Origin of the sequence: Comamonas sp., assembly GCF_009360615.1 — a bacterium.
In the GTDB taxonomy this organism is placed as follows: Bacteria; Pseudomonadota; Gammaproteobacteria; order Burkholderiales; family Burkholderiaceae_C; genus Comamonas.
In genome coordinates this window covers 1-25843 of the sequence record NZ_SPEY01000011.1, presented here as the reverse complement: position 1 = coordinate 25843, position 25843 = coordinate 1, and the positions used below count along the sequence as shown (strand labels likewise).

General features: G+C 57.1%; 17 protein-coding genes. 7 read left to right on the top strand and 10 right to left on the bottom strand.

Annotation, left to right across the window (positions count from 1 at the left end; all coding sequences use genetic code 11):
• Positions 1-171: 171 nt before the first annotated feature.
• A complete protein-coding gene (locus E2583_RS02245; protein ID WP_291592839.1) occupies positions 172-354 on the bottom strand; it encodes a hypothetical protein in 183 nt (60 codons plus the stop codon).
• A 580-nt stretch (positions 355-934) separates the two neighbouring features.
• On the opposite strand from E2583_RS02245, the gene E2583_RS02240 reads away from it, so the two are divergent.
• On the top strand, positions 935-1153 hold the full coding sequence (locus E2583_RS02240; RefSeq protein WP_291592837.1) for a hypothetical protein: 219 nt from the start codon (positions 935-937) through the stop codon (positions 1151-1153).
• 704 nt (positions 1154-1857) lie between these two features.
• Here E2583_RS02240 and E2583_RS02235 read toward each other — a convergent pair.
• The 3 genes from E2583_RS02235 to E2583_RS02225 form a co-directional block, all read right to left on the bottom strand.
• Positions 1858-2202 (bottom strand): isoprenylcysteine carboxylmethyltransferase family protein, encoded by a 345-nt coding sequence (locus E2583_RS02235; RefSeq protein ID WP_291592835.1) that lies wholly within the window; start codon positions 2200-2202, stop codon positions 1858-1860.
• A gap of 1167 nt (positions 2203-3369) precedes the next feature.
• Entirely contained in the window at positions 3370-3783 is a 414-nt protein-coding gene (gene uraH, locus E2583_RS02230) for a hydroxyisourate hydrolase (RefSeq protein ID WP_291592833.1), read from the bottom strand.
• A gap of 47 nt (positions 3784-3830) precedes the next feature.
• Positions 3831-4397, bottom strand: a complete 567-nt coding sequence (locus E2583_RS02225) for a heme-binding protein (protein WP_291592831.1) — start codon at positions 4395-4397, stop codon at positions 3831-3833.
• A gap of 87 nt (positions 4398-4484) precedes the next feature.
• On the opposite strand from E2583_RS02225, the gene E2583_RS02220 reads away from it, so the two are divergent.
• Both E2583_RS02220 and E2583_RS02215 read left to right on the top strand, forming a co-directional pair.
• Entirely contained in the window at positions 4485-5159 is a 675-nt protein-coding gene (locus E2583_RS02220; RefSeq protein ID WP_291592829.1) for a heavy metal response regulator transcription factor, read from the top strand.
• Complete coding sequence (locus tag E2583_RS02215) at positions 5156-6538, top strand: heavy metal sensor histidine kinase (RefSeq protein WP_291592828.1); 1383 nt, start codon at positions 5156-5158, stop codon at positions 6536-6538. The genes E2583_RS02220 and E2583_RS02215 overlap by 4 nt, the downstream gene beginning before the upstream one ends.
• A 784-nt stretch (positions 6539-7322) precedes the next feature.
• Here the strand turns inward: E2583_RS02215 and E2583_RS02210 are convergent.
• On the bottom strand, positions 7323-8267 hold the full coding sequence (locus E2583_RS02210) for a MerR family transcriptional regulator (RefSeq protein WP_291593015.1): 945 nt from the start codon (positions 8265-8267) through the stop codon (positions 7323-7325).
• Between the two features lie 516 nt (positions 8268-8783).
• Between E2583_RS02210 and E2583_RS02205 the strand changes: the two genes are divergently transcribed.
• From E2583_RS02205 to E2583_RS02190, 4 genes are all read left to right on the top strand, one after another.
• Positions 8784-10475 carry a methyl-accepting chemotaxis protein gene (locus E2583_RS02205; RefSeq protein WP_291593013.1) on the top strand — a complete coding sequence of 564 codons (1692 nt, stop codon included), beginning with the start codon at positions 8784-8786 and terminating at the stop codon, positions 10473-10475.
• Between the two features lie 161 nt (positions 10476-10636).
• Positions 10637-11425, top strand: a complete 789-nt coding sequence (locus E2583_RS02200; protein WP_291592826.1) for an EAL domain-containing protein — start codon at positions 10637-10639, stop codon at positions 11423-11425.
• A gap of 883 nt (positions 11426-12308) precedes the next feature.
• Positions 12309-13859 carry an FAD-binding domain-containing protein gene (locus E2583_RS02195; RefSeq protein ID WP_291592824.1) on the top strand — a complete coding sequence of 517 codons (1551 nt, stop codon included), beginning with the start codon at positions 12309-12311 and terminating at the stop codon, positions 13857-13859.
• A gap of 122 nt (positions 13860-13981) precedes the next feature.
• The gene (locus tag E2583_RS02190; RefSeq protein ID WP_291592822.1) at positions 13982-14911 is read left to right on the top strand and encodes a fasciclin domain-containing protein; all 930 of its coding nucleotides are present in this window, start codon (positions 13982-13984) and stop codon (positions 14909-14911) included.
• Between the two features lie 692 nt (positions 14912-15603).
• Here the strand turns inward: E2583_RS02190 and E2583_RS02185 are convergent.
• From E2583_RS02185 to guaA, 5 genes are all read right to left on the bottom strand, one after another.
• On the bottom strand, positions 15604-16434 hold the full coding sequence (locus E2583_RS02185; RefSeq protein WP_291592820.1) for a sulfotransferase: 831 nt from the start codon (positions 16432-16434) through the stop codon (positions 15604-15606).
• Between the two features lie 7 nt (positions 16435-16441).
• Positions 16442-21520, bottom strand: a complete 5079-nt coding sequence (locus tag E2583_RS02180; RefSeq protein ID WP_291592818.1) for a YDG domain-containing protein — start codon at positions 21518-21520, stop codon at positions 16442-16444.
• Positions 21521-21576: 56 nt separating this feature from the next.
• On the bottom strand, positions 21577-23238 hold the full coding sequence (locus tag E2583_RS02175; protein ID WP_291592816.1) for a ShlB/FhaC/HecB family hemolysin secretion/activation protein: 1662 nt from the start codon (positions 23236-23238) through the stop codon (positions 21577-21579).
• Positions 23239-23314: 76 nt separating this feature from the next.
• Complete coding sequence (gene cysC / locus E2583_RS02170; protein WP_291592814.1) at positions 23315-23902, bottom strand: adenylyl-sulfate kinase; 588 nt, start codon at positions 23900-23902, stop codon at positions 23315-23317.
• A 1093-nt stretch (positions 23903-24995) separates the two neighbouring features.
• Positions 24996-25843: glutamine-hydrolyzing GMP synthase (gene guaA / locus E2583_RS02165; protein WP_291592812.1), on the bottom strand; the 848-nt coding region annotated here is incomplete at its 5' end.

The window sequence follows — 25843 nt, the reverse complement described above, 5'->3', positions numbered from 1 at the left end:
TGCCGCGCATCCGACCATGGACTTCACGGCCTGGCATTCATCCTGTCGCCGCCCTGCACCCAGGGGCGCGGGCTAGATATGCTCCATGTGCTCTTGTCTTTTTTCCAGGGCGATCGCAAGCCAGGGGCCCAGGGACAGGAGCCATGGCGGGCGCGCATGTGACGCACCCGACTACCAATGTCGGTAGTAGTGGCGCATGCGCAGCAGCCTTTCCTGCTCCCGCTTCTCTTCCATCGCTGTGGGTTGGTGCTGGTCTGGCTCTGTCGGGGCAGGGAAATCTCTGTCCATGGAGAACAGCTCCTTGGTGGTTTCCCAGAACTTTCGGAGGGGCGGGGGAATACGGCTATCTGGCATACAGACCTCCATTCCTGGATGGCGAATCAGGATCGATCATCGGAATCCACGGTACTCCTTTTAATAACCTTCCACGGTATCCGATCAGCAAGGCGTCAGCTTTGGCGCACAGCGTGCGGTCGCGATCGGGTGCATGCAAGCGTGCAGCCACCGAACCGACTCTTGAGTGCCGCTTCTGGTTCCCGCAGCCTCATCCTCGGCGGAGGTGGTGCTCTGCGCAAAGCCGAGAGGGTAGGTCAGCCCAGACACGGCCTGCCGGCAAAGGGCTGCTGCATCAAGACAGCGCCCTTTTTCCGATGCCCCGATGTCCCATTGCCTGTATGTCCCCTGCGGTTCAGTCCGCGGGCAGCCATGTGATCGCCGTGCACCGCGAAGGAAATCTGCGGCAGTGAAGGCGCACGCCGCTTTGGCCCGCCGCTGCCGGGTGCCAGGCCGGGCAGGTCCTTGTGAGCGGCACGGGCTCCTGCAGGGCCAGCCGGAGGGCAGGGTGTTTACTCTGGTGCAGCGCTCTTTTCAGGGAAACGGTCCAGAGCGGCCTGCCAAAAGCATCTAGGATGCAGGACAGCAACAAGGGACAGACATGGAGAAATATCGGTTCAATGTGTTCGGCGACATCCTGCTCATCGAGCGCAGGGACCTGGCCTGGCGCTGCTTTGCCGTGGGTGCCGATGGAAAGCTCGGCCCCGTGGATCTGGCGGTTCCTTCCGAGGTCTCGCATGAGGAGTTGCCCCAGTATCTCTACGACATCTTCCACGAAGGGGCATCATTGTCGGATGGCGACATTTTCGAGATCCTTTAGGTCTTTCCGACTCTGGAGGCAAACCGTGGTCTGCTGTGGGCCTCCGTCGGGCATGGTGTCGCTTGTGCGCGTTTCGTCGATTGGCTGGCGCTGGCCTGACTTTGCCGGAGCCGTTCTGGCCGGCATTCAAGGCGCTTTGGTCTGCTGCCGCCTCGTCGCGGTGCCGAACCAGTCCGGCTTCGCCTATACGGGCTGCCATTGAGCAGGGTTTCTCCGCTGCAATGTCCAATCACGCCTGTGGCAATCAGGACCGACCTCTAGAAGCCCCTGTCTGTTGGTCTCTTTGTCAAGAAAAGAAAGGAGATGGCCGTCATGAGTTTGCAAAAGAACCCGCTCAAGGAGTCGGAGCCCAAGCCCGATCCGATTGATCCGCCCGATGACCAGCCGCCGGTGGAGTTGCCTGGCAATCCCGTAGACCAGCCCAATGTTTAACTCGCAAAACCGCGATGCGCGAGCTGACTTCATTGGATCAAGGGCTGGCGAAGTGGGATGATGTAAGCATCGATGCACTCAAGGAGAGCGGCGATGTCTACCCTCATGATCCAGTTGATCGGCCTGCAACTGCTCGTGTTGCTGGTGGCCTGGGTGATTTACGAGGTCAGGGACGACTGGTCATAGAACGGACGGACTCTGGCGGTATTGCCTTGTTGGAGCCTTGGACCGGCTGTAGGGCACGCCTGGTTCGTGAGCAGATGGCGGTCCATCTATAGCCAGCGTCTTACCTGTTGACGATAGGTCGAGAACGCTGCGCCAAATCGGGCCTGCAGCGCCTCTTCCTCTGGACGAATCTGGAAATGGTCCAGATAGGCCATGAACAGGGGAACCAGAAGCAAACCGGACAACGTGCCCAGCCAGAGGGCGAAGGCCAGAAGCAGCAGTGCAAAGCCCAGATACATGGGGTTGCGCGTCATGCGATAGACCCCGCTGACGACCAGTGATGTCGAGGCTGCCGGCGTGCAAGGGTTGACCGTGGTTTGGGCTCGCTGGAATGCCAGCAGACCTGCGACACAAAAGAACCCGCCCGACATGGCCAGTAGGGCGGCCGTCACCCGTGATCCCGTAAACGAAATCGGGAGGATGCGGGGCATCAGCCACGTCAGCGCAGCAGACACGGCCAACAACGCCAATGGTGGTACACGCAGGTTCAGGGCAGACAATGGACGGGAGGGAGAACGCATGCGCAACAGGTTAACGCATGAAGTGACTTCATGGTCAAGCCGGCTTCCATGCACCAAGCGCTTGCATGCCCTGCCCAGTGATAGCGAGCAGTGGCAGGCGGTCTTTGATACATCCCATGCCTTTTCTTGCGCAGCCGTGCGGCTGGGCCGGAAATGGTGAAGCGTAGCCTTGTTGCCCTATGGCATTGCATCGTTGGACCAGGGGCAGTTTGCGGATGGGCGCGACCAAGCGCGCTGAAGACTTTCCCCGTGAAAAGCCGTGTCTCCCGTCTGCCCTCCGGGGCCTGCCAACTGCATCCAGTCATTTCGGCATGTCGGGATTCCGGGAGGCCGATGGCAATGATTCTTGCCTCCTCGACAGCAACGCCGGAGTCTGCACGATTGCATTCGCCCCAACCGTGACAAAGCGCGGCCGCCCGTCGATGCTGGCTGGGCGGATCCGCCTGGCCTTGCTTCTCACACTGCGGCAAGCCCTGATGTCCGTTGCTGGAAGAGATCCCCGTCTGCCGAGATTGCCAGCGGGGGATGCCGTGAAGAGGGCAGCAGCGGTCTCCAGTCGTGCGGCCTGGCCCTGAGGGACTGTGTCGGCAGGCATCGTGACGCTTTCGGGGTAGAGCCGCTGTGCAGGGTCTTGCGAGACCTCTCGTCGGCATGTCACGGACATGCGGTGCAACTGCGCGAACTCCCCACGCGGCATGTCAGGGCTCATCGCAACGAGAGGCGGATGCGAGCGAATGACAGTGCCTGGCAGGCCGGTCAGCACCGCGACCAGGCGTTGCTCCAACGGCTACGCCTGGGCACTGTCGAGGCCCGCTGCACGGTCGAGTGACCGATGTGCAGGCTCAGGCAGTGTGGTGTGATGCGTGGCAGGCGCGTGCATTCCGAAGCGGGGGCGCAAGGGCCGTGATTGCGACGGCGGGATATGGCTTGCGCTGCACCCTGCCGTGGTCACGCCCGGACGCAACCGCTGGCTCGCCTTGCCTCACCGGTGTTCCCCACTCCGATATTCCTGTGGGTGGGCCGGTTCGTTGGGTCTGATCAGTTCCCGCGATAGCTGGAGAAGCCGTAAGGGCTGAGCAGCAACGGGATGTGGTAGTGCGGAACGGAACCGTCTGCCTTGAAGATCACCGGTATCTCAGGGAAGAATGTCGTGGTCTGGTGCTTCTTGAACCATTCTTCCGTCTGAAAAGTGACGCGGTAGCTTCCTTTTTCCATGACGGTTTCCGAAGGGTAGAGCGCGGGGATTCGCCCCTGGGCGTTAGTCACGCCCTCGCTGATTTGAACCCAGTCGTTATCAATCTTTTTCTCCAGTTTTACGTTCACACCGGCCGAAGGCAGGCCGTCTTGCAGGTTCAAGACGTGAACGCTCAAAGGGTTCGATGCCGCCAGTGCGGAGGTGGCGATGGCTGCGTTCAACAGCAGGCCGGCGATGAGCAGTTTGGTTTTTGGCATGAGAGTTCCTAGAGTGAGGTCAGTGAAAAGGTCAGCATCCAATCGAGTTACTTGGCAGAACCCAGAACCTTGTCGACTGCCTCGAGTGCGCAGCCTTCGTCGATCAGGGAGCCGCCCGCTCCGCCAACGCCGATTGCACCGATGACTTCGTCACCGACTTTTACGGGCACTCCACCACCGATCAGCAAAAGGCTGTCGATCGTGTTCAGATTGGCGGATTCGGGGTTCTTCCTTGCGTTTTCTGCAAAAATTCGTGAGGGTGTCTTGGTTGATAAAGCGGTGAATGCCTTCTTGATTGCGGCGTCTGTGTTGTGGGGGCCCACACTGTCGTCTCGCTGCAAAGAGAGCAGATGGCCACCACGATCAATCGCTGCGGCAACCGCGACACGGCCTTGCGAGTGGCACGCAGTCATGGTGGCTTGCACCAAGGCATTTGCCAGGTTCAGAGACATATTGCTTTGCTGCAGTGGTGCAGGTTGGATCGCAAATGCATGCGCTGAGGTAATGAGAAGGCATCCGCAAAGTGGCTTTAAAGATAAAAGTCGCATTTTCATCATCCTGTATTCGATTTTCTCGGTGACGGATGAAATTCTGCCCAGCTCTTTTAACGTCAAGATTGCACGATCATTACATTTTTTTAATGTTGCACTGGTAGTTCATCGATATGATTTTTACTGTTTGACTACTGCCGTCAAGAAATTATGCGAATATTGATAATAGAAGATGAAGTCAAGTCTTCCGAATATCTCAAGAAGGGACTCACGAGTTCCGGCTATCAGGTTGAGGTATCCCATGATGGAATAGATGGCCTTTTCATCGCTCAATCTGGCGACTTTGATCTGTTGATACTGGATGTGATGTTGCCTGGCATCGATGGCTGGAGCTTCATTCGCCGGTTTCGCGAGCGCAGTCAGACCCCAGTGCTTTTCCTCACGGCGAGGGATACTGTGGAAGATCGGGTCAAGGGCCTGGAGTTGGGAGCGGATGACTACCTGATCAAACCTTTCTCATACGCGGAACTGCTGGCTCGCGTGCGCACCCTGTTGCGCAGAACACCGATGCGGCAGCACGATATCTTTGCAATCGGGGACTTGGAGGTCGACATACTCAAGCGTCGCGCCCTGCGTGGCGGAAGGCGTATTGAACTGACGAACAAGGAGTTCGCGTTGCTGCAGTTGCTGCTCCAGCATCAAGGGGAGGTCATGTCACGCAGCCAGATCGCCTCCCAGGTATGGGACATGAACTTTGACAGTGATACGAATGTGGTGGACGTCGCCATTCGACGTCTGAGAGCCAAGATTGATGACGGCTTTTCCGTGAAACTGATCCAGACAGTGCGCGGCATGGGTTACCGCATCGAGGATCCGCTGTCGTGAAATATCAGAAGAACCTCAGCCTTAGAATGCGGCTGGCATTGCTGTTTTCATTGGCCAGTGCCTTGTTGTTCGGCTTGATGGGCAGCTATGTATTCCAAGCACTCGAAAGAGAGGTCGCCTTTCGTGACGACATCGCCTTGCTGGGACGTATTGAACGCATTGAGGATATTATAAAAGATAATAAGAATATAGATTACTTGAAGAATCAGCCAAAATTGTACTCTAACATGCTTGGTAATAAAGATAATGCCTTGTGGATTATCGGAGAATCAGGTGATATATTAATCGAGGTGAATCCTGAAAACTTGCCGCCACCCAGTGTTTCCGCACTGAAGTCTTCATCCTTGTTCACTTCCGAGGGGGCTCAGCCAACCAGGACGGCGTGGAGGCGGGTGAGCACTGGAAATTCCACTGTTTTTATCGTTGCGATCAAACTCCTGGCCGAGCGTGAGCAGATGATGGCCGCTTATCGCTTGAACCTGGGTTTTGCGTGGCTGGTCGGGGTGCTTTTATCGTTCGCGTTGGGATGGGAGGTGGTGCGCCGCGGACTGCTTCCCTTGCATCGGCTGAGTCGACAAGCGTCCGTCGTTGGCCCGCAATCGCTGGGGGTGCGCCTGGATGAGCAGAAGCAGCCGCAGGAGCTGCAAGGTCTGACGGCGGCTTTGAATGCGATGCTGACACGGCTTGACGAGGGATATGCGAGGCTCTCGCAGTTCTCGGAAGACTTGGCGCATGAGCTGCGTACTCCGTTGAACAATCTCATGCTTCAGAGTCAGTTGGCGCTGGGTCAGTCACGAACGTTCGAAGACTATGAGCAGCTGCTTGACTCTCAGCAAGAAGAATACGAACGGTTGGCGCGAATGATTGACAATATGCTGTTCCTGGCGAGGGCAGAAAAGCATGATTCTGCGCTGCAGCTGGAGTCCGTCGATCTGGGTCAATTGTCAAAACAGCTTTCGGAGTACTTCGAGGGCATGGCCCAGGAGCGCGGGATGCAGATCGACGCCGCAGCCCGTGGTGAGCTGATTGCTGACTGTGGCTTGGTGAGACGCGCTTTGGCCAATCTTCTGGTCAATGCCATTCGGTATGGTGATCCCCACACTGTCATTGCGTTGCGTAGCAATGCTTCAGAAGGCCGGTGGATGGATGTCGAGGTGATGAATCAAGGCAAACAGATTCCAACGCAGCATCTGGATCGGATATTTGACCGCTTCTACCGGTGCGACTCCTCGCGCTCCCACCCCGATGATTCGGGCGGACTGGGTCTGGCGATTGTCCAGTCCATCATGCAAATGCATGGCGGCGAAGTGAAGGTCAGCAGCCAGAACGAAGAGACGCGATTCACCCTGCGATTTCCGGTGCGGGTTCAGAATGGCTAGCCCCATTTGTCGGGAGGTTCCGGCAGAGCAGCCATGGCCACCGCTGCCATCAGGCGCGATGGCCCGCCAGCATCTGCTGGATCGACCGTGGCTGGCGTGATCATCCTTCTTTCCAGAGGCGGTGCGTGCAGGCGCGCCGTCTGCGCAAGCCCTCTGCATCGCATCCTGTCCGGGCGGCAGACAGGTATGCCACCGCAGGACTTCGCTCCACCCTGCGGCTAGGGTCGTGGCGTTGGGCGATGGCGGGGCAAATGCGAGAGGAACGTCGCTGAAGTCTGTCAGCTGATTGATGTACCAGGTCATGCATTCGGGTGGACATGTTGCGATCGATGGGCGTCGGGCGGCATTCATGGGCCCTGGCCGCCAGGCCCCCGGGGCGTCACGACACGGCAGTTTCACAGAGGTCGGCTGGCTCGGCTCCATGCGGCACATCGTGTGGATGCCGGAATCACTCGGTCGTTGACGAGTGTCAGTGGTGCGAGCCGTCGGGGCTGCGGGGTGGCCCAGGGGCGGGCACGATTCGAGTCCTGCGAGGATGGGCTGTACAAGGCCCGTGAAACTGTGTGCGTGCAAACGCCAAGCCGGCGTCTGCCGTCAAGCACGGAGGCGGTAAGGCTCCGTGCAGGGAGCGCGATTCGGATGCTTTGCAGGCATTGGCACGCGCTGCACATCCGCTCTGCACGAGGACTGGATATCCATAAGCGCTGCCGAAGGTGGGCAGGGATGATCTGTGCGCGTCTGACGGACCGGGTCTATCGTCCGCGCAGGGTCTGCAGGAGGCGGGCTATTGCAAGTGCGCTTCACGCCAGTGACCCACCAAGGCACCGATGCCACTCAGTTCTTTCAATGCGGTGACTCCTTCCCATGATTTCTGGTAGAGGATGGCGCATGAGCCACCAACCCACAAAGAGGTTTCAACGGGTAGTTCGCTTCGGAGAGTTCGCAGGCTGCTCTGAACAGAAGCCGGTGTGTTGAGGTTGCTAAAACTCAGTGCAACGACATCCGCCTTGTGTGCTTGCGCTGCACGCACGATGTCGCTTATCGGTGTTTGAGTCCCAAGCGACACACACTGACATCCTTCCAGCATCAGCAGCGACTCGACCATCAGCAATCCCAATCCATGCGCCTCTTGAGGAATCGTCGTGAGTAGTACCTTGGGCTTCTGCTTCAGTCCGGAATTCCCCAAGGTGCTCAGACATGTGCGCAGAACGTTGCTGACCACTTCAGTGTACAGATGCTCCTCGAAGATCTCGAACCGTCCTGCTGCCCAAAGATCACCCACTGCGCGGGTGAGTGGTGCGATCACCTGAAGGACAAACCGGCCCAAGCCCAGTCGCATCTGTGCATGAAGAAGCGCTTCGCGCAAGGCTGCACCATCGTGAGCGGTGATGGCACTGAGCATCGGCTCAATATTCTCCAGATACGGAGGACTTTCTGTTTTTGTCTTGGACAAAATTGTTGTTTGTCCGAGCAATTCCTGGAGCTTCTCCTCTTCAAGGGCTGCAATCTTTCCCGGTCTGTAGCCTCCGTCCATAAGCCTTTTGATGAGCTTCAGGCGGCGAACCTGTTCGGGGGGGTACAGGCGGTCGTCAGCTGCATTGCGCAGCGGGCGTGGGAAGCCATACCGTTTCTCCCACACTCGGAGTGTGTCTTTGGAAAGACCCGTTTCGCGCTCCACGGCCAGGATGGGGATGGCTACTTGAAGACTTTGAGGCGCAGGTGAACTCATGGGCAGGGTGGACAGATGTCCGGTTGGGCGATAGCGCATGCCGTTGCCTGAATTTGTTAGAAATTGTCTAAGACAAATCGAGGTTTGTCTAGTACATTAGAGGGCGAAGCTTGGATTTTGAGGGAAAGAGTGCTTCCGTGCACTCAATTCCTCTTGCCAAGCCAATGACGACACCTTCTGCACAAGTCAGTGCATCCCTTGTAGCCCATGGCCAACCGGCACCCACAAGAATGTTTCCAGCATACCCATGGGGTTCCCCTCACCCAATCCGCCTTGTGGACTTCAGCCGCCTCAGGGGTTGTGAATTCCACTCTCTTGTTCTGCCGGTTTCCAGACACTCTGTGCATGACGCTTCGCTGAAGGTCCGGATCGAAGGCAGTTCTCCAATTTGATGAAAATCCTGCTCTTTGAAAGAGGTTCAGATGAAGAAATTTTTTTTCATTCGATGATACGGTGGTATTTCCATAGGTGGCAGTATAAATGTTCGTGGTAGAAAATAACTACCCAGGGATAATCATGTTTTTCTCAAGAATGCCGGTTGCGGCCAGACTTTATCTCGGTTTCGGTGTGATAGTTTTTATGCTTGTAGTTGTCACGGGCGTCGCAGTCGTGAAAGTCAATCACATTGAAACTGCTTTGCGAGCAAACTCGGAAATTTATTCTCAGGTACAGCGTAATGCAATCAACTTCAGAGGGTCAGCGCATGATCGTGCCATCGCTGTCAGAGACCTGGTTTTAAGCCCTACGGAATCAGAGCGTGAAATAGAGATTGGAAATATCGATGCCTTGGCCAATTTCTATGAAAAATCTACAGAATCTTTGAATTCGCTGCTTCAATTGCCTGGGGTGAGTCCCGAGGTTTTTCCATTGTTTGATGACATCAAAAAGGCTGAAGTGCCTGCAGTGGCAACCACAAAGGCCATCATCGACAAGGTTCGAGGAGGCGATACATCGGCAGTCAGTATGCTGTGGGGTCAAGCCAAACCGCAGTATGTGGAATGGCTTGCGACAATCAATCGGCTGATTGATTTCAAGGAGCGCCATATTCAGAGGACCAATCAAAGCGCCATCGATGAGGCCAGTGGATTCCTGAGGGTGATGTTTACGGCATTAATACTCTCGCTTCTTCTCAGTATCGCGATTGCATGGAGTGCAGGGCGCAGCATCGTCCGTCAGTTGGGGGCGGAGCCCGCTGCGCTTGCTGAGATTGCTCGTCAGGTGGCGCAGGGAGATCTGCAGTCCCTGGCACGGGGCGGGCAGGCGCGACCTGACAGCGTCCTGTTCTCGCTCGGGGCGATGCAGGCCAGCCTTGCAAAAGTGGTTCGCAAGGTGCGTGATGCGTCGAACAACGTGACGCAGGGTGCCGATGAAATTGCGGATGGCAATCATGGCCTCCTGTGTCGCACCGAAGAGCAAGCCGGGAGTCTCCAGCAGGCGGCGGCTTCCGTGGAGCAGATGACTGCATCGGTCAAGCACAACGCCGACAGTGCGCGGCAAGCGGCCTTGCTTGCGGCCGCTGCCAGCGAGGCCGCACAAAAAGGTGGCGCGGTCGTCTTGCAGGTGGTGCACACGATGGACGATATCAGTGCCGGCAGCCATCGCATTGCCGACATCATTGGCGTCATTGACTCCATTGCCTTTCAGACCAATATCTTGGCATTGAACGCTGCGGTGGAAGCGGCCAGGGCGGGCGAAGACGGCCGGGGATTTGCCGTTGTGGCCGCCGAGGTGCGCGCTTTGGCGCAGCGGAGTGCCGAGGCTGCGCACCAGATCAAGGCCTTGATCGAGACCAGTGTAATGAATGTGGAGCAGGGCACCCAGTTGGTCAATGTGGCTGGGGCGACCATGACCGACATCGTCAGCCAAGCGCAGCGAGTCGCAGAACTGATTGCAGCGATCAGTGATGCGACAGTGGAGCAGACTCATGGGGTTGCGCAAGTGGGTCACGCCGTCGCGCATCTGGATCAGGCGACCCAGAAAAATGCAGCAATGGTCGAGCAGAGTGCTGCTGCAGCCCAGGCTCTGAGGCAGCAAGCCGCCGAGATGGCGGCTGCGGTCGGAGTGTTCCGTCTGGCTGGAACAGCGACCGCGTCCCCCGAGGGCTATGACAACGCGTCCGTTTCCGTCAATACCATCCGAACGGGACCGGATTCGACGCGACTTCAGCCGGCCCCGGCTGAGCGAACAGCGCTGATGGGGGCTGCCTAGCAGCTCAGATCGGCATTGATGTGTGGCGGTCAGTACTTCACCAGATCTATACAAATCAATCAGCGTCTGGTTTGGTCTTTCAAACGGCCAAGCCGGGGCTGTTCTCGATGTTCTGTTGAATCTGATGCTTATCCATTTGGCATTCCAGTCAGCGAGAACCAATGTCGATATTTCCAGTAATTGATAAAGCAGCACTTGTGCCTTGTTCGAAATGCCATGATCGTGGGCCATTGAGCTTTGAATTCAGTATGGCTTTTCAGCCGATTGTCGATGTGAGCCGCAATGCTGTGTTTGCCTATGAGGCATTGGTGCGTGGCACCGATGGATGCGGAGCAGCAAGGATTCTTGGTCAGGTCAATGATGGAAATCGTTACCAGTTTGACCAAGCCTGCCGCGTCAAAGCCATAGAACTGGCTGCGCGTCTGGGTATTTCCAGTCATGTCAGCATCAATTTTCTGCCTAACGCAGTATATGAACCATCAGCGTGTATAAGAAAAACCCTGGAGGCTGCTCGTGAGCATCATTTTCCGGCTCGTCAAATCATTTTCGAAATTACAGAAAATGAACGAATTGTAGACAAGGAACACTTGAAACGGATTATGAATGAGTATCGCAGACGTGGTTTCAAGACCGCAATCGATGATTTTGGAGCCGGATACTCGGGCCTGAATTTGCTTGCGGAGTTTCAGCCAGATATTATCAAGCTGGATATGGAGTTGGTGCGTAATATTGATTGCAGTCCCGTACGTCAGGCAATCGTTCAGGGAATTATCGGGGTTTGCAAGGTTCTGGGTATTGAAATTATTGCAGAGGGTGTTGAGAGCGAGGCCGAATTTCTCGCTTTGCGCTCGATGGGAGTGCACTTGTTTCAAGGCTATTTCTTTGCGAAGCCTGCTTTCGAAGAGTTGCCCGCAATCAACGGGTTTTCTTCTTCCGCTTTGGCACCATAGATCGTCCTACACATCATCGCAATACGGATGCGATGGATGTGTCGCTGAGGACAAGCGGCTCTCCAGATGTGCCCGGGCTGCGGGAAAGAGGATCGCGGGAGTTCATGGCGTTTCAACCCATGCCTGGCTCCATCGATCGACTTCTGATCTCCATATGTCCGTTCTCCATCGATTTGGCAATTTCTCATCCTGCTCAGCCGAAATCCGGTGTCTGGCGGTCTGTGTCAATCGCCGTGCTCTGCAAGTCAGGCGGTAGTCTGCACAATATTGTCATAGACATAGATGTACAAATCGAACTTCCCATCCTGGTTCGCTGGTGCCTCTCATGCCTCTTGGGTCGAGGTCGCCGCGCTGTTGGGTGCGTCCCGAGAAACTTGGATCAGGAAGAGGGGTCTGAGAGTCCGGACGAAGCAGTCCGCTTTCTAGAGGGGCTTGCCTGGTCGGTACGCCCTTTGGGTGAGGGCTGCAATCGCGAGCGTGCATGTTGATGGCCCCTGCAGCGCATTCGGATTTCCGATGTCGCATCTTCTCTTTCATTGACCTGTGAATTTTGATGTTTCTTGCAATTTTGTCTAAGACAAATTACTGTTTACCCCCAGTGTAATTTTTGCCAGACCGCATCGTCCCTGACAGGCCACCCAGGCGCCTCTTGGCGATGATTCGATCGCGATCTTTGGGCTCCTGGAGCGTCGCTCCTGCTGAAAAACGCGGTCTTGGCACAGAGGCCTTGCGTCTGCGGGGTTGCCACGGCAGTTGTGCAGTGCTTCGCCATTTCGGAAAGGGGTGATACATGCGCTTGGTTTCTTTCAGACCTCAACCGCCGGATCTGCGCTGACTTTGCCAGTTTGTGGCGGCCTGCCCTTCTTCCTGAGCACGATTCGGCATGACCTATACCGTTGTCTGGTTCAAGCGAGATCTGCGCATTTTTGACCATGCGCCTCTGGCCCATGCTGCCGCGCGAGGTCCCGTGCTGTGCCTGTATGTGTTGGAGCCCGGTATCTGGCGGCAGCCAGATTGCGCATTGCAGCACTACGAGTTTCTCAGGGAGTCTCTGCGCGACTTGGCGCAGCAACTGAGGGTCTTGGGGGCTCGCCTGCAACTTGCCGTGGGCGAGTTGACCGACGTGCTGTCGCGTCTTCACGCTCTGCAACCGTTCGCCCGTCTGGTCTCTCACCAGGAGACCGGCAACAGCGTGACATATGCGCGCGATTTGGCGGTGGCACGCTGGTGTCGTGCGCAAGGGGTGTCGTGGCAGGAGTGGCCCCAGCATGGCGTGGTGCGATGCCTGCCGTCACGTGACCGATGGCTGGGCATGTGGCAAAGCCATATGGCGGCAGATCGTGTTGCGGCTCCTTTGCCTGCCAGTCTCCGCTCTGTGTGCCTGCCCTGGCGTACCGCCTGGCCTGAGCCATCGGCCATCGGCCTGCTTGACGATCACCAGGTTCCTCTTCGTCAGCGCGGAGGCAGGACCGCGGGTCAGCAAGTGCTGGACGATTTCCTGAATGTACGCTGCGCGAACTATCGCGGTGGGATTTCCTCGCCGCTTTCTGCAGCAGACGCCTGCTCGCGGCTTTCGCCCTATCTTTCAAGCGGAAGTCTGAGCATGCGTGAGGTCGTACAGGCGACCCGACAGCAGCAACGGCAGCTTACAGGCTTGCGCGATCCGGAGTCTCGGCGACTCCACCAGGGCCTGGTTGCATTCATGAGCCGATTGCATTGGCATTGCCACTTCATCCAGAAGCTGGAGTCCGAGCCTGAAATTGAATGGCGTAACTTGCACCAAGGCTATGACGGTCTGCGCGAGAGCGCTCACAACGCCGACTACTTTGAGGCCCTTCAGGCAGGCAGGACCGGTTGGCCACTGGTCGATGCCTGTGTAGCCATGCTTAGGGAAACGGGGTGGCTCAATTTCCGGATGCGCGCAATGCTCGTGTCCGTGGCTTCCTTTCCCCTATGGCTGCACTGGCGTCCCGTGGGCTTGTGGCTGGCGCGTCAGTTCCTCGACTATGAGCCAGGGATTCACTGGAGCCAGATGCAAATGCAGGCTGGCACAACGGGCATCAACGCCCTGCGTGTCTACAACCCCCTGAAGCAGGCGCAAGATCACGACCCAGGCGGCGTCTTCGTGCGTCACTGGCTTCCCGCCCTGCAGCAGGTTCCCGATGCCTGGATTTTTGAACCTTGGCAGATGCCACTTCAGCTACAGGCGCGCTGTGGCGTTCGCGTGGGGACGGATATTGCATCGCCGCTGGTCGACCTTGCCGAGGCCACGAGGGTTGCCAAGTCGCGGGTTTACGCCGTGCGAGCCCGGCCTTCCGTGCGCAGTGCCAAGGCCGCGATCCTTCAGAAGCACGGCTCTCGCGACCACCTGTCGCAACGCAGAAATCGCCCGGACCAATCTCCGGCGCCATTGCAGCGCAGTCTGGAGTGGTAGGCCCATGCCACTGTTCTACATCCTCAGTCCAAGGAGAAGCCATCGACTTTAGACATCGCTCAGCCCACATTGACTCATCGCTACTGGCAAATTGCCTGGTTTCATTGCACGGGAGAACAAACATGCTACGTTGGATCTCGGGATTTTTTAGTGTCCTTCTGCTTTCCTTGACCGTCGCCTGTGGTGGCGGTGGTGACGGCCCGTCAGGCAATGTTGTTGAAGTGGCACAGCGCGACAGTCGTTTCAGCATCCTTGTGGAGGCCGTTCAGGCGGCGGGCCTGGCTGATACGCTGAGCGGCTCCACTCAGGTGACCGTGTTGGCCCCCACCAACGATGCCTTCGCTGCACTGCTTGCCGAGCTTGGTGTCAGCAAAGATCAGTTGATCTCCAACAAGACTCTTCTTCAGACTGTTCTCAAGTATCACGTTTTGTCCGGAAGAGTGCCTGTCAATGCACTGCCACTCGGCAAGGCGGTCAAACCGGTGGGAGGCGGATTTTTCAAGATCGATAGAACCGGGAGCAACCTGGTGGTGACGGACGGGCGCAACAGGACCAGCAAAATTGTGCAGGCAGACATTCAAGCGTCCAACGGTGTCATCCATGCCGTTGACCGCGTGCTTTTGCCGGCGGACAAGAGCATTGTGCAGACAGCGATTGCAAACCCGGATTTCAGTGTGCTTGTGGAAGCTGTCACGGCCGCAGGGTTGGTCGATTCTCTGGCTGGGACCGGTCCATTCACGGTATTTGCTCCGACAAACGCGGCATTTTCATCATTGCTTGCCGAGCTGGGTCTGACCAAGGCACAGTTGCTGGAAGACAAGCCGTTGTTGTCCAAGGTGTTGACCTACCATGTGGTGTCGGGGCTGATTCTCAAGGCTGAAGTGCCATTGAATGCACCGGTCAAGACTGTCGAGGGTGAATCTTTCACAGTAGGTGCCGATCTGGCGATCACCGATCAACGCTCACGCAGGGCAAACATCGTTGCCACCGACGTGCTTGCTTCCAACGGTGTCATTCATGTGCTGGATAAGGTCATTTTGCCGCTACCTTGAGGGCTCTGGGTTGGCCTGGTCGGCGAAACATTGCCCGGGCCAGGCTGAAAATGTCGGTGTTTCCGGTGCGGGCTGTTGCTTTTCAATGTCGCTTCTGGAGGGCGATTCGCCCGCTTCGAGCATGTGTCTCGCGAATGCATGCAGTGCTCTTGCTTTGGAGCTGGGAAACGGTTGGACCGAATTCTGGCTCGCTTGGCTTGCAGCATACCCCGGAGCCGGGAGGTTCGTCACACCTGTCAATCGTGCCTGCCATTGAGGCATTCGTATCGGAACAACATGGGTCCGGCAAGGGAGGCCGAGACGTGCAGGCCGTCTCCATCCGACAACGCTGGAGCATTCGTGCGAATATGACCAGATTGATTGGCTTCTCAGCTCCAGGTCCCCGGAGGTTCGGGAAATGAACGCTAACTCCACGTAGCGGGGCTATCTCGGCTTCAAGCCGCACATCACTGTGAAGAGCGATGCAGCGCGGAATCACCGGCTTCATTGCCCTAACGGCAATTTTGTTATCAAAGAGTGTGTTGAAAAGCAGGGCTGAATAATCGACCTGAAAGATAGCTTACGCGTGAATTTACAGAATGGTATGCATGACAAAATATTTCTAATTGTCAGATTCAATTTTTTTCTGCGATTTGAATCGGGGATATCTTGATTCTAGCAGTCATCATGCTCATCAATAGGAAAACTGGAAATCAGACGCCAATTTTCCCAGGATAATAAAGTTCGTAATACCAACGGTTGGCATTTTCGATGTGCGACTGTATACGCACGGGAATAATGTGATGAGGTAAGCTCATTGAAATTTTGCTCGATTGTTTGTGCAAATATTTCATTCTGTAGTGGCTATCGCTTTCCTGAATGCCTACCGCTATCTCTTCAGGATTGATCTTAAACTCTGAAACGCCAAGCCATTGATATAAATGTGCCATGCAAGCAATTGGCTGAGATATCAGATCTTCAAAGCGCATAAAATAAAGACGCTTCTTGACCTCATCTGGTAAATCCTGCACAGCATTAATTGACTGGAGTGGCGCACCGATCGTCCGATCCTTTGCAAAAAGCATGTCTGCTCTTCCCAAACGATCGAAGTCTGCCAAGTGATCAGCAAAGTCGAGTAGCACGGTTTTCTGGTGCTGAGCCTCGATCGATCCATATATCTGCCCCAGCTCTCGCAAGCAAATAACGAGCTTCGCCTCTGGGGCTAAGTCAAGTAAAAGTTCGATTGCATGTAGCCATGCCCGATTCTTGTCAACGACTCCCTTCTTGGACGAACCGTGATACCAGCCGCGCAAATAGCCTCGCATGGCTGTTTGCAAATGCCCATAGCTACTGGCGAACGAGTGATCGAGCTGAGACAGAAAAAATGAATCATCGCTAATTGTTCTACGTATCCCCAGCAGCGTGTTGCATAAAGGTGAGCTATGACTCTCGCAGTCCAGCTCCGGATGTTGCGCCAGCAGCTGGCACAGCAATGTTGACCCCGCTCGTGGCAGGCCAGTGACTCCGATGAAGTTTGGGGCCATGTTCAAGCTATCTTTTCGCATCCAGATGTTTCTTCTCAGGAAATTCCGGACTTTCAATAAAGTCAGAAGGGAGGTTAATGCCTAGTTCCCGTATCGAAAGGTTTAAGCCTGCGAGGGAAGTGATCTCTGTGCTTCCAACTCTCGGTGTTGTTCCCCCTACCGTGGAGGAGGGTTGAGCATTTTCTTGACTTACAACCTTTTCGCCTGATTGTACGAATACATCTCCTCGTGTGGGGACTGTATTGATCTGTGCCGCAGTGTTCGCGACAGCATTCTGGATCCCGTTATTAGGCGCATCGCGTACTACTAACTGGCCGTTAGCAAAATGAATATCGTAGTTGAGCGATTTTTTTCCTGTTGCTGAAATTTGGTAGCTGCCTGCTGGTGACGATGTATTGGCGGTGGTCGCGAAGATCAGTTCCCCTTCCAGAACTGATGGAGTATCTGTTCCCGCAAGACCCACGTAGGTGGCGCTAAAAGTGGGGTTCACCTGGCCAACATTCTTGGACACGCTGTCAACAGTGACCGTCAAAGCCTTGGGAGTTATGGTCCCCGTGGCAATAGCATTGGTATCGGCCAGGGTGTAGTTGCCGGCATCGGCACCGCCCAGGCTGATGCCGCTCACCGTGACGGTCTTGCCGGTGGCGGCGTTCTTGTCGCTGAAGCTGCCTCTGGCCGTAGCCACGCTCAGGCTATCGCCTGCGACCATGCCGGTAAACGAGGCGCCTGCGGTGTTCAGACCTGCCGTGAGTGTGCCGTCGTACGTCCTGTTGATGGCGGTGATGCCGCCCACGCTGGCAATGGTGGCCCTGGAGATATCGGCGGTGGTGGTGGCCGTGCTGCTGGCCAGGGTGTAGTTGCCGGCATCGGCGCCGCCCAGGCTGATGCCGCTCACCGAGACGGTCTTGCCGGTGGCGGCGTTCTTGTCGCTGAAGCTGCCGCTGGCCGTAGCCACGCTCAGGCTGTCGCCTGCGACCATGCCGCTGAACGAGGCGCCTGCGGTGTTCAGACCCGCCGTGAGTGTGCCGTCGTACGTCCTGTTGACGGCGGTGATGCCGCCCACGCTGGCAATGGTGGCCTTGGTGATATTGCCGGTTAAACCAGACACTGGTGCCAATGCGTAATTGCCTCCAGCGCTGCCGCCGAGGCTCGCGTTGACCATCACCGAGATGCCATTGCCCGCATTCTTGCTGACATAGGTTCCGCTCAGTGCCTGACTCACATTCGCTTGGTCGGCGGCCAGCACGCCATCTAAAGTACCACTGATAGTGGCCGTGGTCGTGCCGTCGTACACTTTGTCGGCTACTGCCGCACCACTCAAGGTCACAGTCTTCGGCTTGATTACCAAGCCGCCGTCGATATAGCTGATCGCGTAGCCAGACTGGCCACCCGTGGAGTAGAGGCCGCTTGCAGATACCGTGTATGTGCCAGCATTGACGGCGCCAACGACATTGCCGGTAAGGACGGGTGTACCCAGCAAAACCGTGTTGTCATAGACATTCGAATAGCTCAGACTGCTGGCCCCTCCGGCATAGGCCACGCCGTCATATACCTTGGTATCGTACGAGACACTGACAACGATCTGCTTCATGAACGAACGCAGAAATGGCGAACTCTGCCCATCATAAGCGACCCACATCTGGCCCAAGTCCCAGCCCTTACTGGTGTAATTGGACAAGCTTTTGAGTTGGCTCGTAGTCAAGCCAATGCCACCTGCACTGACCGCTTTCCCGCTCGACGTGGTATCCCAGTAACTGCCAGTGACGATACCCACGCCAGTACCGATCAAGCCACCACCGGCGCCCGTCACGCTCCCGTTCGCATAGCTAGTCGCGACGCCACCGCTATTGCTGCCTACCAAGCCACCCGCCGAGCTGCTGCCAGTCACGGAACCACTGGCATAGCTATCTTTGACTGTCCCCGTGCTCATATTGGTACCGACCAGGCCACCAACATTGTTGACGCCCGTAACAGTGCTGGTGGCAAAGCTGCCGCTGATGCTGCCACCATTACTGCCCACCAGGGCGCCTGTAGCGTCACCACCGATGATCGTGCCGCCAGACAAACCCACATTCGCGATCACACCACCGCCGCCGAGCACGCCAAACAGGCCCACGCCCGTAGTACCAGACTTGGCAATATTCAGACTGGAAATAATATGCCCGGCCCCATCGAGGCTGCCCGTGAAGGCCGAAGCCACCGTGCCGACGGGAATGAAGCCTGTGGTGCCCCAGATATCCTTACCATTGGCCGCCGTCGTGGCAGCGCTGAAGCTGCTGCCCAGGGTGTAGTTGGCCGATTGATTCATTGTCATCAGTTGCAACTGGTGCGCCGAGTTGATGTTCGTCGACCATTCGGATGCCAGCATCGGACGCGTGCCGGCACCTCCATTGAGCGTGCCGTCGGCACTCACCGCCACCCAGTTGTTGCCTGTGGCGCCGCCCGTGGTCGTGAAATTGAACCCTACATAATTACTCGATACCAGCATCTGAGCCGTGCTCAGTCCTTGGGCGTTCGAGGTAGCGCCATTGAAGCTTTGACCGACGCCATTCAGACCAGAGTTAATCGTGCTGTCAAAATAGGCGCGGTTGACGGAGCCGGAATTGTGCTCACCGACGATGGCACCGACGCTGGCACCGCCGCCCGTGACCTTGCCAGTGGTATACACATTAGTGATGGTGCCGCCCACGTTATAGCCGACGATCCCACCTGCCAGCGAGGTGGTCTGCACATCACCCGTCGCATAGCTGTTGCTCAAGCTGCCGCGCAACAGCCCCACCAGGCCGCCGACATAGCCGCCGGTGGAAGTCACCTTGCCTGTCGCGTAGCTATTGGTGATGGTCGCGCTGGGGCTGTTATTGATACCAACCAAGCCGCCAGCACTGCCTGTGCCGTTCATCGCGCCTGTCGCATAGCTATTGCTAATCGTGGCATTATTAATACTGACGAGGCCGCCGCCATAGTTGCCGCCTGCGTTAACAGTGCCCGTTGCATAGCTATCGGTGATCGTGCCCGAATTGGTGACAACCAGGCCGGCCGCGACGTAGTGCGTGGAGCTTGTAGTGGCGGAACTGGAACTGCTCTTGATCAAGCCGCCCTCAGTATTGAGGCCCACAAAGCCGCCTGCTGCGCCATAGCCGCCCGCTCCAACCGTACCAGAAACGCGGCTATTGATGATCGTTCCTGCATTAGTGCCGACTAGGCCACCCAGATTGACGTAGCCGGAGCCACTCACGGCGCCGTTGCTATAAACATTAGCGACTTTGCCATTATTGACGGCAGCCAGCGCGCCAATGCTGGCATAGGTACTGCCGTAGTTCGCTTGCGAACCAGAAACGCTGAGGCTGCTCAAGCCCAGGTTGCGTACAACGCCGCCGGCACCGATGTTCCCGAACAGGCCGACATCCACATCCGGCCGATTGATCGTCAAACCGACGATTTCATGGCCCAATCCGTCCAGGGTGCCGGTGAAGGCCGATCCCGCACTGCCGATCGGCATGAAACCCTTGCCGCTGTTCCAACTACCTGTTGGACGGGCATCAATATTGCTGCCCAAGACGTACTTACCGGACAGGTTAGCTTGCATACCCTGCAGGTCGGCTCCGGTGGCGCTATTGAATGCGCCCAAGCTATTGATCACCTGATAGGTGTTGGTGACACCGTCGCTGCCCAGTTTGGTACTGAAATTGTTCCCGGACGGCAGATCCACAGCGACGGAAGAGGCGATGTTATAGGTACTGGCATTGCCTGCTGCGACGTTGCTCTGCCCATATTCGAGCGCCAGGCTGGCCGAGCCAGTACCGCGCATCGACTTGTTGATGTTGATATTGTTTTGCGCGGTCAGGGTCAGCTTGTTGGCCGACCATGAGATCGTATCGTTGACGTTGATGTTGCCTTGCGTGCCGCTGCCGCCCGACACGCTCTGGATATGAACATTGCTCGATTTGAGCGCATTCGTAAAGAAGGCGCCCGTCTGGTCGCCACCGGACGCAGCAATGTTGTAGTCGGTTGGATCGATCAGCCAGGTGCCAGCAAGGCCCTTGGCCGCCGCCGTCGTGACTTTCAGCGCGTCATCGATCTTCACGTGAGCGGCCGAAGTATCGATAAAGCCGCCGTGGCCACCCGTGGGTGCACTGGCGTCCAGGGTGCCGGCGGCGTTGACCGTGCCACTTTGCATGTCACCCAACAGCTTGATCGTGCCGCTGCGTGTATCAATGCTATGGGCCTCGATGATGCCCGTGTTGTTGACTACCGTCTTGAGCAGGTCGCCCGCCGCCTGCGCACTCAGCAGTACGCTGCCGCCGTCGGCCTTGATCAGACCACCGTTCTTGACCAGCGCACCGACGGCACCCTCGTTGATCGCCACATGGAGCAAGCCGTCGCCCGCCACGTCTAGCGTGATGGCATTGCCGGCCGCCAGTGCAACGGAGCCCAGGCGTGCCTGTATCGTTCCCTCGTTCGACACATGGGCGCCCAACAAGGCCACATATCCCCCCGGAGCGCTGATGCTGCCCTGGTTCAAGACCTTGCCCGTACCGTTGCCGCTGAACTGGTACTTGCCCGACATGAAATCGCGGTTGGAAATATCGAGTGTCGAGGCGACCAAACCGGCCGTATTGACGGAAGCGCCCTGGCCAAACAAGATACCGTTGGGGTTGACGATGAACACCTTGCCATTGGCCGACAGGTTGCCGAGGATGCTCGACCCCTCGGTGCCCAGCACCCGATTCAAGGCCACGGAGCTGGTATTGGGCTGCTGGAAAACCACCGACTCGCCGCGACCGATATTGAACGTGTTCCAGTTAATCACAGCGTTCTGACTGCCTTGCTGGATAACGGTTGATCCTGGAGTCTGTTGAACCGTTGCCTGTCCGGCGACGACCTCACCTCCCGCAGGTGCAGCAATCGCAGGCATACCGATGAACATCAGCGACGCTGCGATCAACGTCATAGCAAACCAGGGGGGTTGAAGGCTGCCGCCGCTACGCCCCGGCATGGAGGCCTTACCCGCGCTCTTGCTGTGCTCCGGCACCGCAGTGAAGGTATTGGTATGCGCGTTCCATACTGAGCGGTAGATGTGGTTCATGTCGGTCTCCGGTATTCAGATAATTGCTCTTGGTGGCGACTACACGCCCGCTCGGGTCAGAAGTATTTGACAGCCTGCAACCAGACACGGCTTGATGCGTCAGGCACGGAAGTGGCTTTTTCAGTGCCCAGCTTGTGTGCGTAGGACAGCTTGAGCACCAGCCCATTGCTCCCGCTCCAGTTGGCGCCAATGCCTGCGCCACTCAAGGTGCGGTGGTTATCGCCACCAGTCCATGGGTGACGGTTGAGCTTGACAGTTCCTGTATCGACGAAACCGACCAGTTGGAACTGTCCGGCAGGCAGGAATTCAGGCGTTCTCAATTGATGGCGAAGCTCCAGCGTGAACTGGTAGCCGGCGTCACCATAGGCCTCGCCACCCGGATAGGCGCGCACCCCGCCGACGCCGCCCAAGCCCATCTTTTCGGAGATATCCAGGTTCTTTGATGCCCATTGCGCATTCAATGCTGCATACAACATCGTGTTGCTGCTCAGACTCTGCAACCGGCTGAGCGAAAGGCTGAGTTTGTTGAAGCCGCCCTGGGTCTGCACACCCAACTCGTCAATCTGGCGCGATAGTGGAGAGCGAATATCCACCTTGCCGTAGGTCCACCCCAATGCGAATGCATTGATGCCGCCGCCCCCGAGCTGGTCACGCAGATCGCCATTGAAATTGAGCATCCAGGCATCGATGTTCTTTTTGGTAACTGAGCCGGTTGCGTTGACGCTGTCGCTGAATTTCTTGTTGTCGTAACCCAGTTGAACAAACAGGTTGCCGCTACGCGAACGAATCAATGGATAACTGCCGTACAGACTCGCAATCTTGGCGTTGCCGCTGGCATCCAGGGCCGCAAAATCCTTGCGAAGGCGATAGTCCATACTGGCGTAGGCAGCACCGATCTTCGCTTCACCCACCTGGAGTTGATAGGCCAATCGCCCGTAGTTCAGTCCTTCTGCCGAGGTGAAGGCGCGCACACTGGCGACATCTCCCCAACCGGCAAGTTCGGCAATGTTGACCGTGGCACCAACACGATTACGCCCGGTATAACGATTGCCTGTGTTGTCCGCATCGACACTGCCACTGATGCGTGCTCCAGGCTTTACATCAATCAGCAGATCCGAGTATCCGGCGGATGCACCAGGCGCCAGGGTAGAGCTGACTTGGCTGCCCGGCAGGTCGGACAGCAGCAACAGCTTGCGCTCCAGCGTAGATGCCGTGATAGGCTGGCCGCTGAGGCCATCCGCAATCTGATGGATCAGGGTATCGGAGACGGGGCTTTGGTTATTCAGCGTCACCTGACCATATTGACCCAGCAGCACCGCGATGGTGATGCTTCCATCTTCGCTTTCTTGCGCTGGCAGATAGGCCTGGGCCAGAAAGTAGCCACGTTGCTGAAGGTGCGCTGCAACCCTTGCCGCCATCCCCCGCAACTCGGTCAATGTGACATCACTACCTGAGACAAAACCGCTCGCCCCAATCAGTTCGGCTTCAGGCACCACAGTGGAGCCGATCACTCGCAACTTTTCGACGGTGATTCGGGTCTTGTCCTCTGTAGGCTGCGCAACGGGAGCGCCTTTCTCGATCCGTATTTGTGGTGGGATGGGCTTGGGAGCCGGGGCAGGCGGAACCTGCTGTAGTTGGCTGCCTGCACCAGGAAAGTCGGCTGCCATTGCGCTGCTGCAAAGAACGAGAACAGCTATCGGGGCGAGTTGTATTTTCAATTTTTTTCCTATCAGCCCAGCCTACCGCTTGCGGCATCTGGTCGAAACTAACGCAATCGATTGGAGGTCGCTGGCGCTAGGGATCGGGCGTCGCGATGCATCTGCTGGCGAACTCGCAGAGCGTGTCAATGCACTGCGACAGACCCAGATGTGCAGTGTCTAGCGTCAGTTGCGCCTGAAGCGGCGGCTCGTAGGGTGCGGAAAGTCCCGTGAAATAGGCTATCTCGCCTGCACGCGCACGGGCATACAGTTTCTTGGGATCGCGGGCTTCACATACCTCCAGGGAGGTGCTCAGGTAGACCTCATGGAAGGCTGAGGGACCGATGATGTTTCTGGCGTTCTCGCGGTCCGCCCGGTACGGCGATATAAAGGACGCGACTACCACCAAACCTGCATGGTTCATCAGCCGAGCCACTTCGGCCACTCGTCGGATGTTTTCTCGCCGGTCAGCTTCTGAAAACCCCAGGTCTTTGTTCAATCCATGGCGAAGTTCATCGCCGTCAAGCGAACAGCAGGGAATGCCCTGGTGTTTTAGTGAGGAGGCAAGGGCCTTGCCTAGCGTAGATTTCCCTGCTCCGCTGAGCCCCGTTAGCCAGATGGTCGACGGCTTGAACATGCTGTATGGCAGAGCCGAAATCTGGATAGGGCTGGATGACGAAGACATGAGATCAGCCATGTTTGCGCAGGTATGACGCACATATAGCTCTGCAAATAATTGTTAAATTTTACTACTCATGAAAAAAAAAGAAACTTTTTTATGATGCTGTTGTACAGACGATCCGGATTCACGGGAGCGTCTGGCATCGAAATCCGCAGGAATCGAATAGGCAGTGATTCGCAATTCCTGGTCGCATCACTATCGGGCTGAAGACGTTATCTGCAAGCGGTCCGGAGGGCTCCTCCAAGCCGGGAGTTGCCGTTCGTGCTGGTACAAGTTGCCAGTGCATCCTCAACCTGGATGCAGAGGCACCAAGCGGTCGACTCGAGCTTGGAGTGCCCTCCGGTTATTGATGCTCTGATCGCCAGCATTGCGTTTGTCCTGCGGAGAGCGATCGCGACGCACCCAGCACGATCTGGGTGTTGATTCTCAGGAGGCTCATAGCCGGAATGCGGCTAATGGGGGGGCAGGGCGCACAGTGCGGACGACTGCAATGCTCCCGTTCCAGTACTGCTGTTGGGTCTGATCTGTCGGCGCAATAGTGCTCAGCCTGGCTTGAGAAAGTCTGTGCGTCTGCTGCTTCTCAGCGTTCTTCTGGGCGGCGGCTCTCTGACTTCGACACTGCGTCTCGCTATGGCCGGCAGTGCTCTGGCTTCTGCAAGGGAAATGGACAGACCGAACCCAAGTTCGCTTGGCTCGGGAGTGGACTTGGCGCCGAGAGATTCGTCTTGGCGGCCAATGGCCAGCGTTTCACGTCCACCATTGGGGCGGTAGTCGTATCGGCACGGTCTGGTTCCCGCAGGGGGGGCGGGGCGTGCAGGCGGTCTCTGGCGGCAATTTTGAATGCCTTGTCTCCAGAGCGTAGTTTGCCCAGTTCCGTGTCTGTGAGTATGGGCGTCTTGCTTGAAGAGCTTTACCGCCACAACGCATGTCGGTAAAGGATGCAGCGCCTCGGAAAATCAAGGATTGACCGTCAAATGTGCCGAAAAATGTGGTTCCCGTTGCACCTTATAGGCTTGCGAAAAACACGTAAATCCTTGAGTTTCAAAGAATCATGGGAAATCCAAGACGCAGCACGGCGTCTTGGATTCACTGTGGATTATTCCCACTCGATGGTTGCTGGTGGCTTGGTGCTCACGTCGTAGGTGACGCGGTTGATGCCGCGCACTTCATTGATGATCCGGCCGGATGCCTTCTTGAGCAGGCCGTAGGGCAGCTCGGCCCAGTCGGCAGTCATGAAGTCGCTGGTGACCACCGCGCGCAGTGCCACGACGTAGTCATAGGTGCGGCCATCGCCCATCACGCCTACGCTCTTGACAGGCAGGAACACGGTAAAGGCCTGGCTGGTCAGGTCGTACCAGCTCTTGCCGGTCTTTTCGTCGATCCAGTTGTTGAGCTCTTCGATGAAGATGGCGTCGGCGCGGCGCAGGAGGTCGGCATATTCCTTTTTCACCTCTCCCAGAATGCGAACGCCCAGGCCGGGGCCGGGGAAGGGGTGGCGGTAGACCATGCCGCGAGGCAGACCCAGGGCCACGCCCAGTTCGCGCACCTCGTCCTTGAACAGGTCGCGCAGGGGTTCCAGCAGCTTCAGACCCAGTTGCTCGGGCAGACCGCCGACGTTGTGGTGGCTCTTGATGGTGACGGCTTTCTTGCTCTTGGCGCCGCCCGACTCGATCACGTCGGGATAGATGGTGCCCTGGGCCAGGAAGGTGGCACCCTTGGAGCCTGCGTTGGCCGCCTTGAGCTTCTCGGCTTCGGCCTTGAAGACATCGACGAACAGGCGACCGATGATCTTGCGCTTTTGCTCGGGCTCGGACACGCCGGCCAGCTCGCCCAGGAACAGCTCGGAGGCATCGACGCGCACCACCTTGGCGTGCAGCTTGCCTTCGAACATGTCCATGACCATATCGCCTTCGTTCAGGCGCAGCAGGCCGTGATCGACGAACA

Excerpts from the sequence above, each read along its gene's own strand:
- cysC (WP_291592814.1), bottom strand. The coding sequence starts at position 23,902 with ATGTCTTCGTCATCCAGCCCTATCCAGATTTCGGCTCTGCCATACAGC.
- E2583_RS02245 (WP_291592839.1), bottom strand. The coding sequence starts at position 354 with ATGCCAGATAGCCGTATTCCCCCGCCCCTCCGAAAGTTCTGGGAAACC.
- uraH (WP_291592833.1), bottom strand. The coding sequence starts at position 3,783 with ATGCCAAAAACCAAACTGCTCATCGCCGGCCTGCTGTTGAACGCAGCC.
- E2583_RS02220 (WP_291592829.1), top strand. The coding sequence starts at position 4,485 with ATGCGAATATTGATAATAGAAGATGAAGTCAAGTCTTCCGAATATCTC.
- E2583_RS02210 (WP_291593015.1), bottom strand. The coding sequence starts at position 8,267 with ATGAGTTCACCTGCGCCTCAAAGTCTTCAAGTAGCCATCCCCATCCTG.
- E2583_RS02200 (WP_291592826.1), top strand. The coding sequence starts at position 10,637 with ATGTCGATATTTCCAGTAATTGATAAAGCAGCACTTGTGCCTTGTTCG.
- E2583_RS02240 (WP_291592837.1), top strand. The coding sequence starts at position 935 with ATGGAGAAATATCGGTTCAATGTGTTCGGCGACATCCTGCTCATCGAG.
- E2583_RS02195 (WP_291592824.1), top strand. The coding sequence starts at position 12,309 with ATGACCTATACCGTTGTCTGGTTCAAGCGAGATCTGCGCATTTTTGAC.
- E2583_RS02190 (WP_291592822.1), top strand. The coding sequence starts at position 13,982 with ATGCTACGTTGGATCTCGGGATTTTTTAGTGTCCTTCTGCTTTCCTTG.
- E2583_RS02185 (WP_291592820.1), bottom strand. The coding sequence starts at position 16,434 with ATGGCCCCAAACTTCATCGGAGTCACTGGCCTGCCACGAGCGGGGTCA.
- E2583_RS02180 (WP_291592818.1), bottom strand. The coding sequence starts at position 21,520 with ATGAACCACATCTACCGCTCAGTATGGAACGCGCATACCAATACCTTC.
- E2583_RS02205 (WP_291593013.1), top strand. The coding sequence starts at position 8,784 with ATGTTTTTCTCAAGAATGCCGGTTGCGGCCAGACTTTATCTCGGTTTC.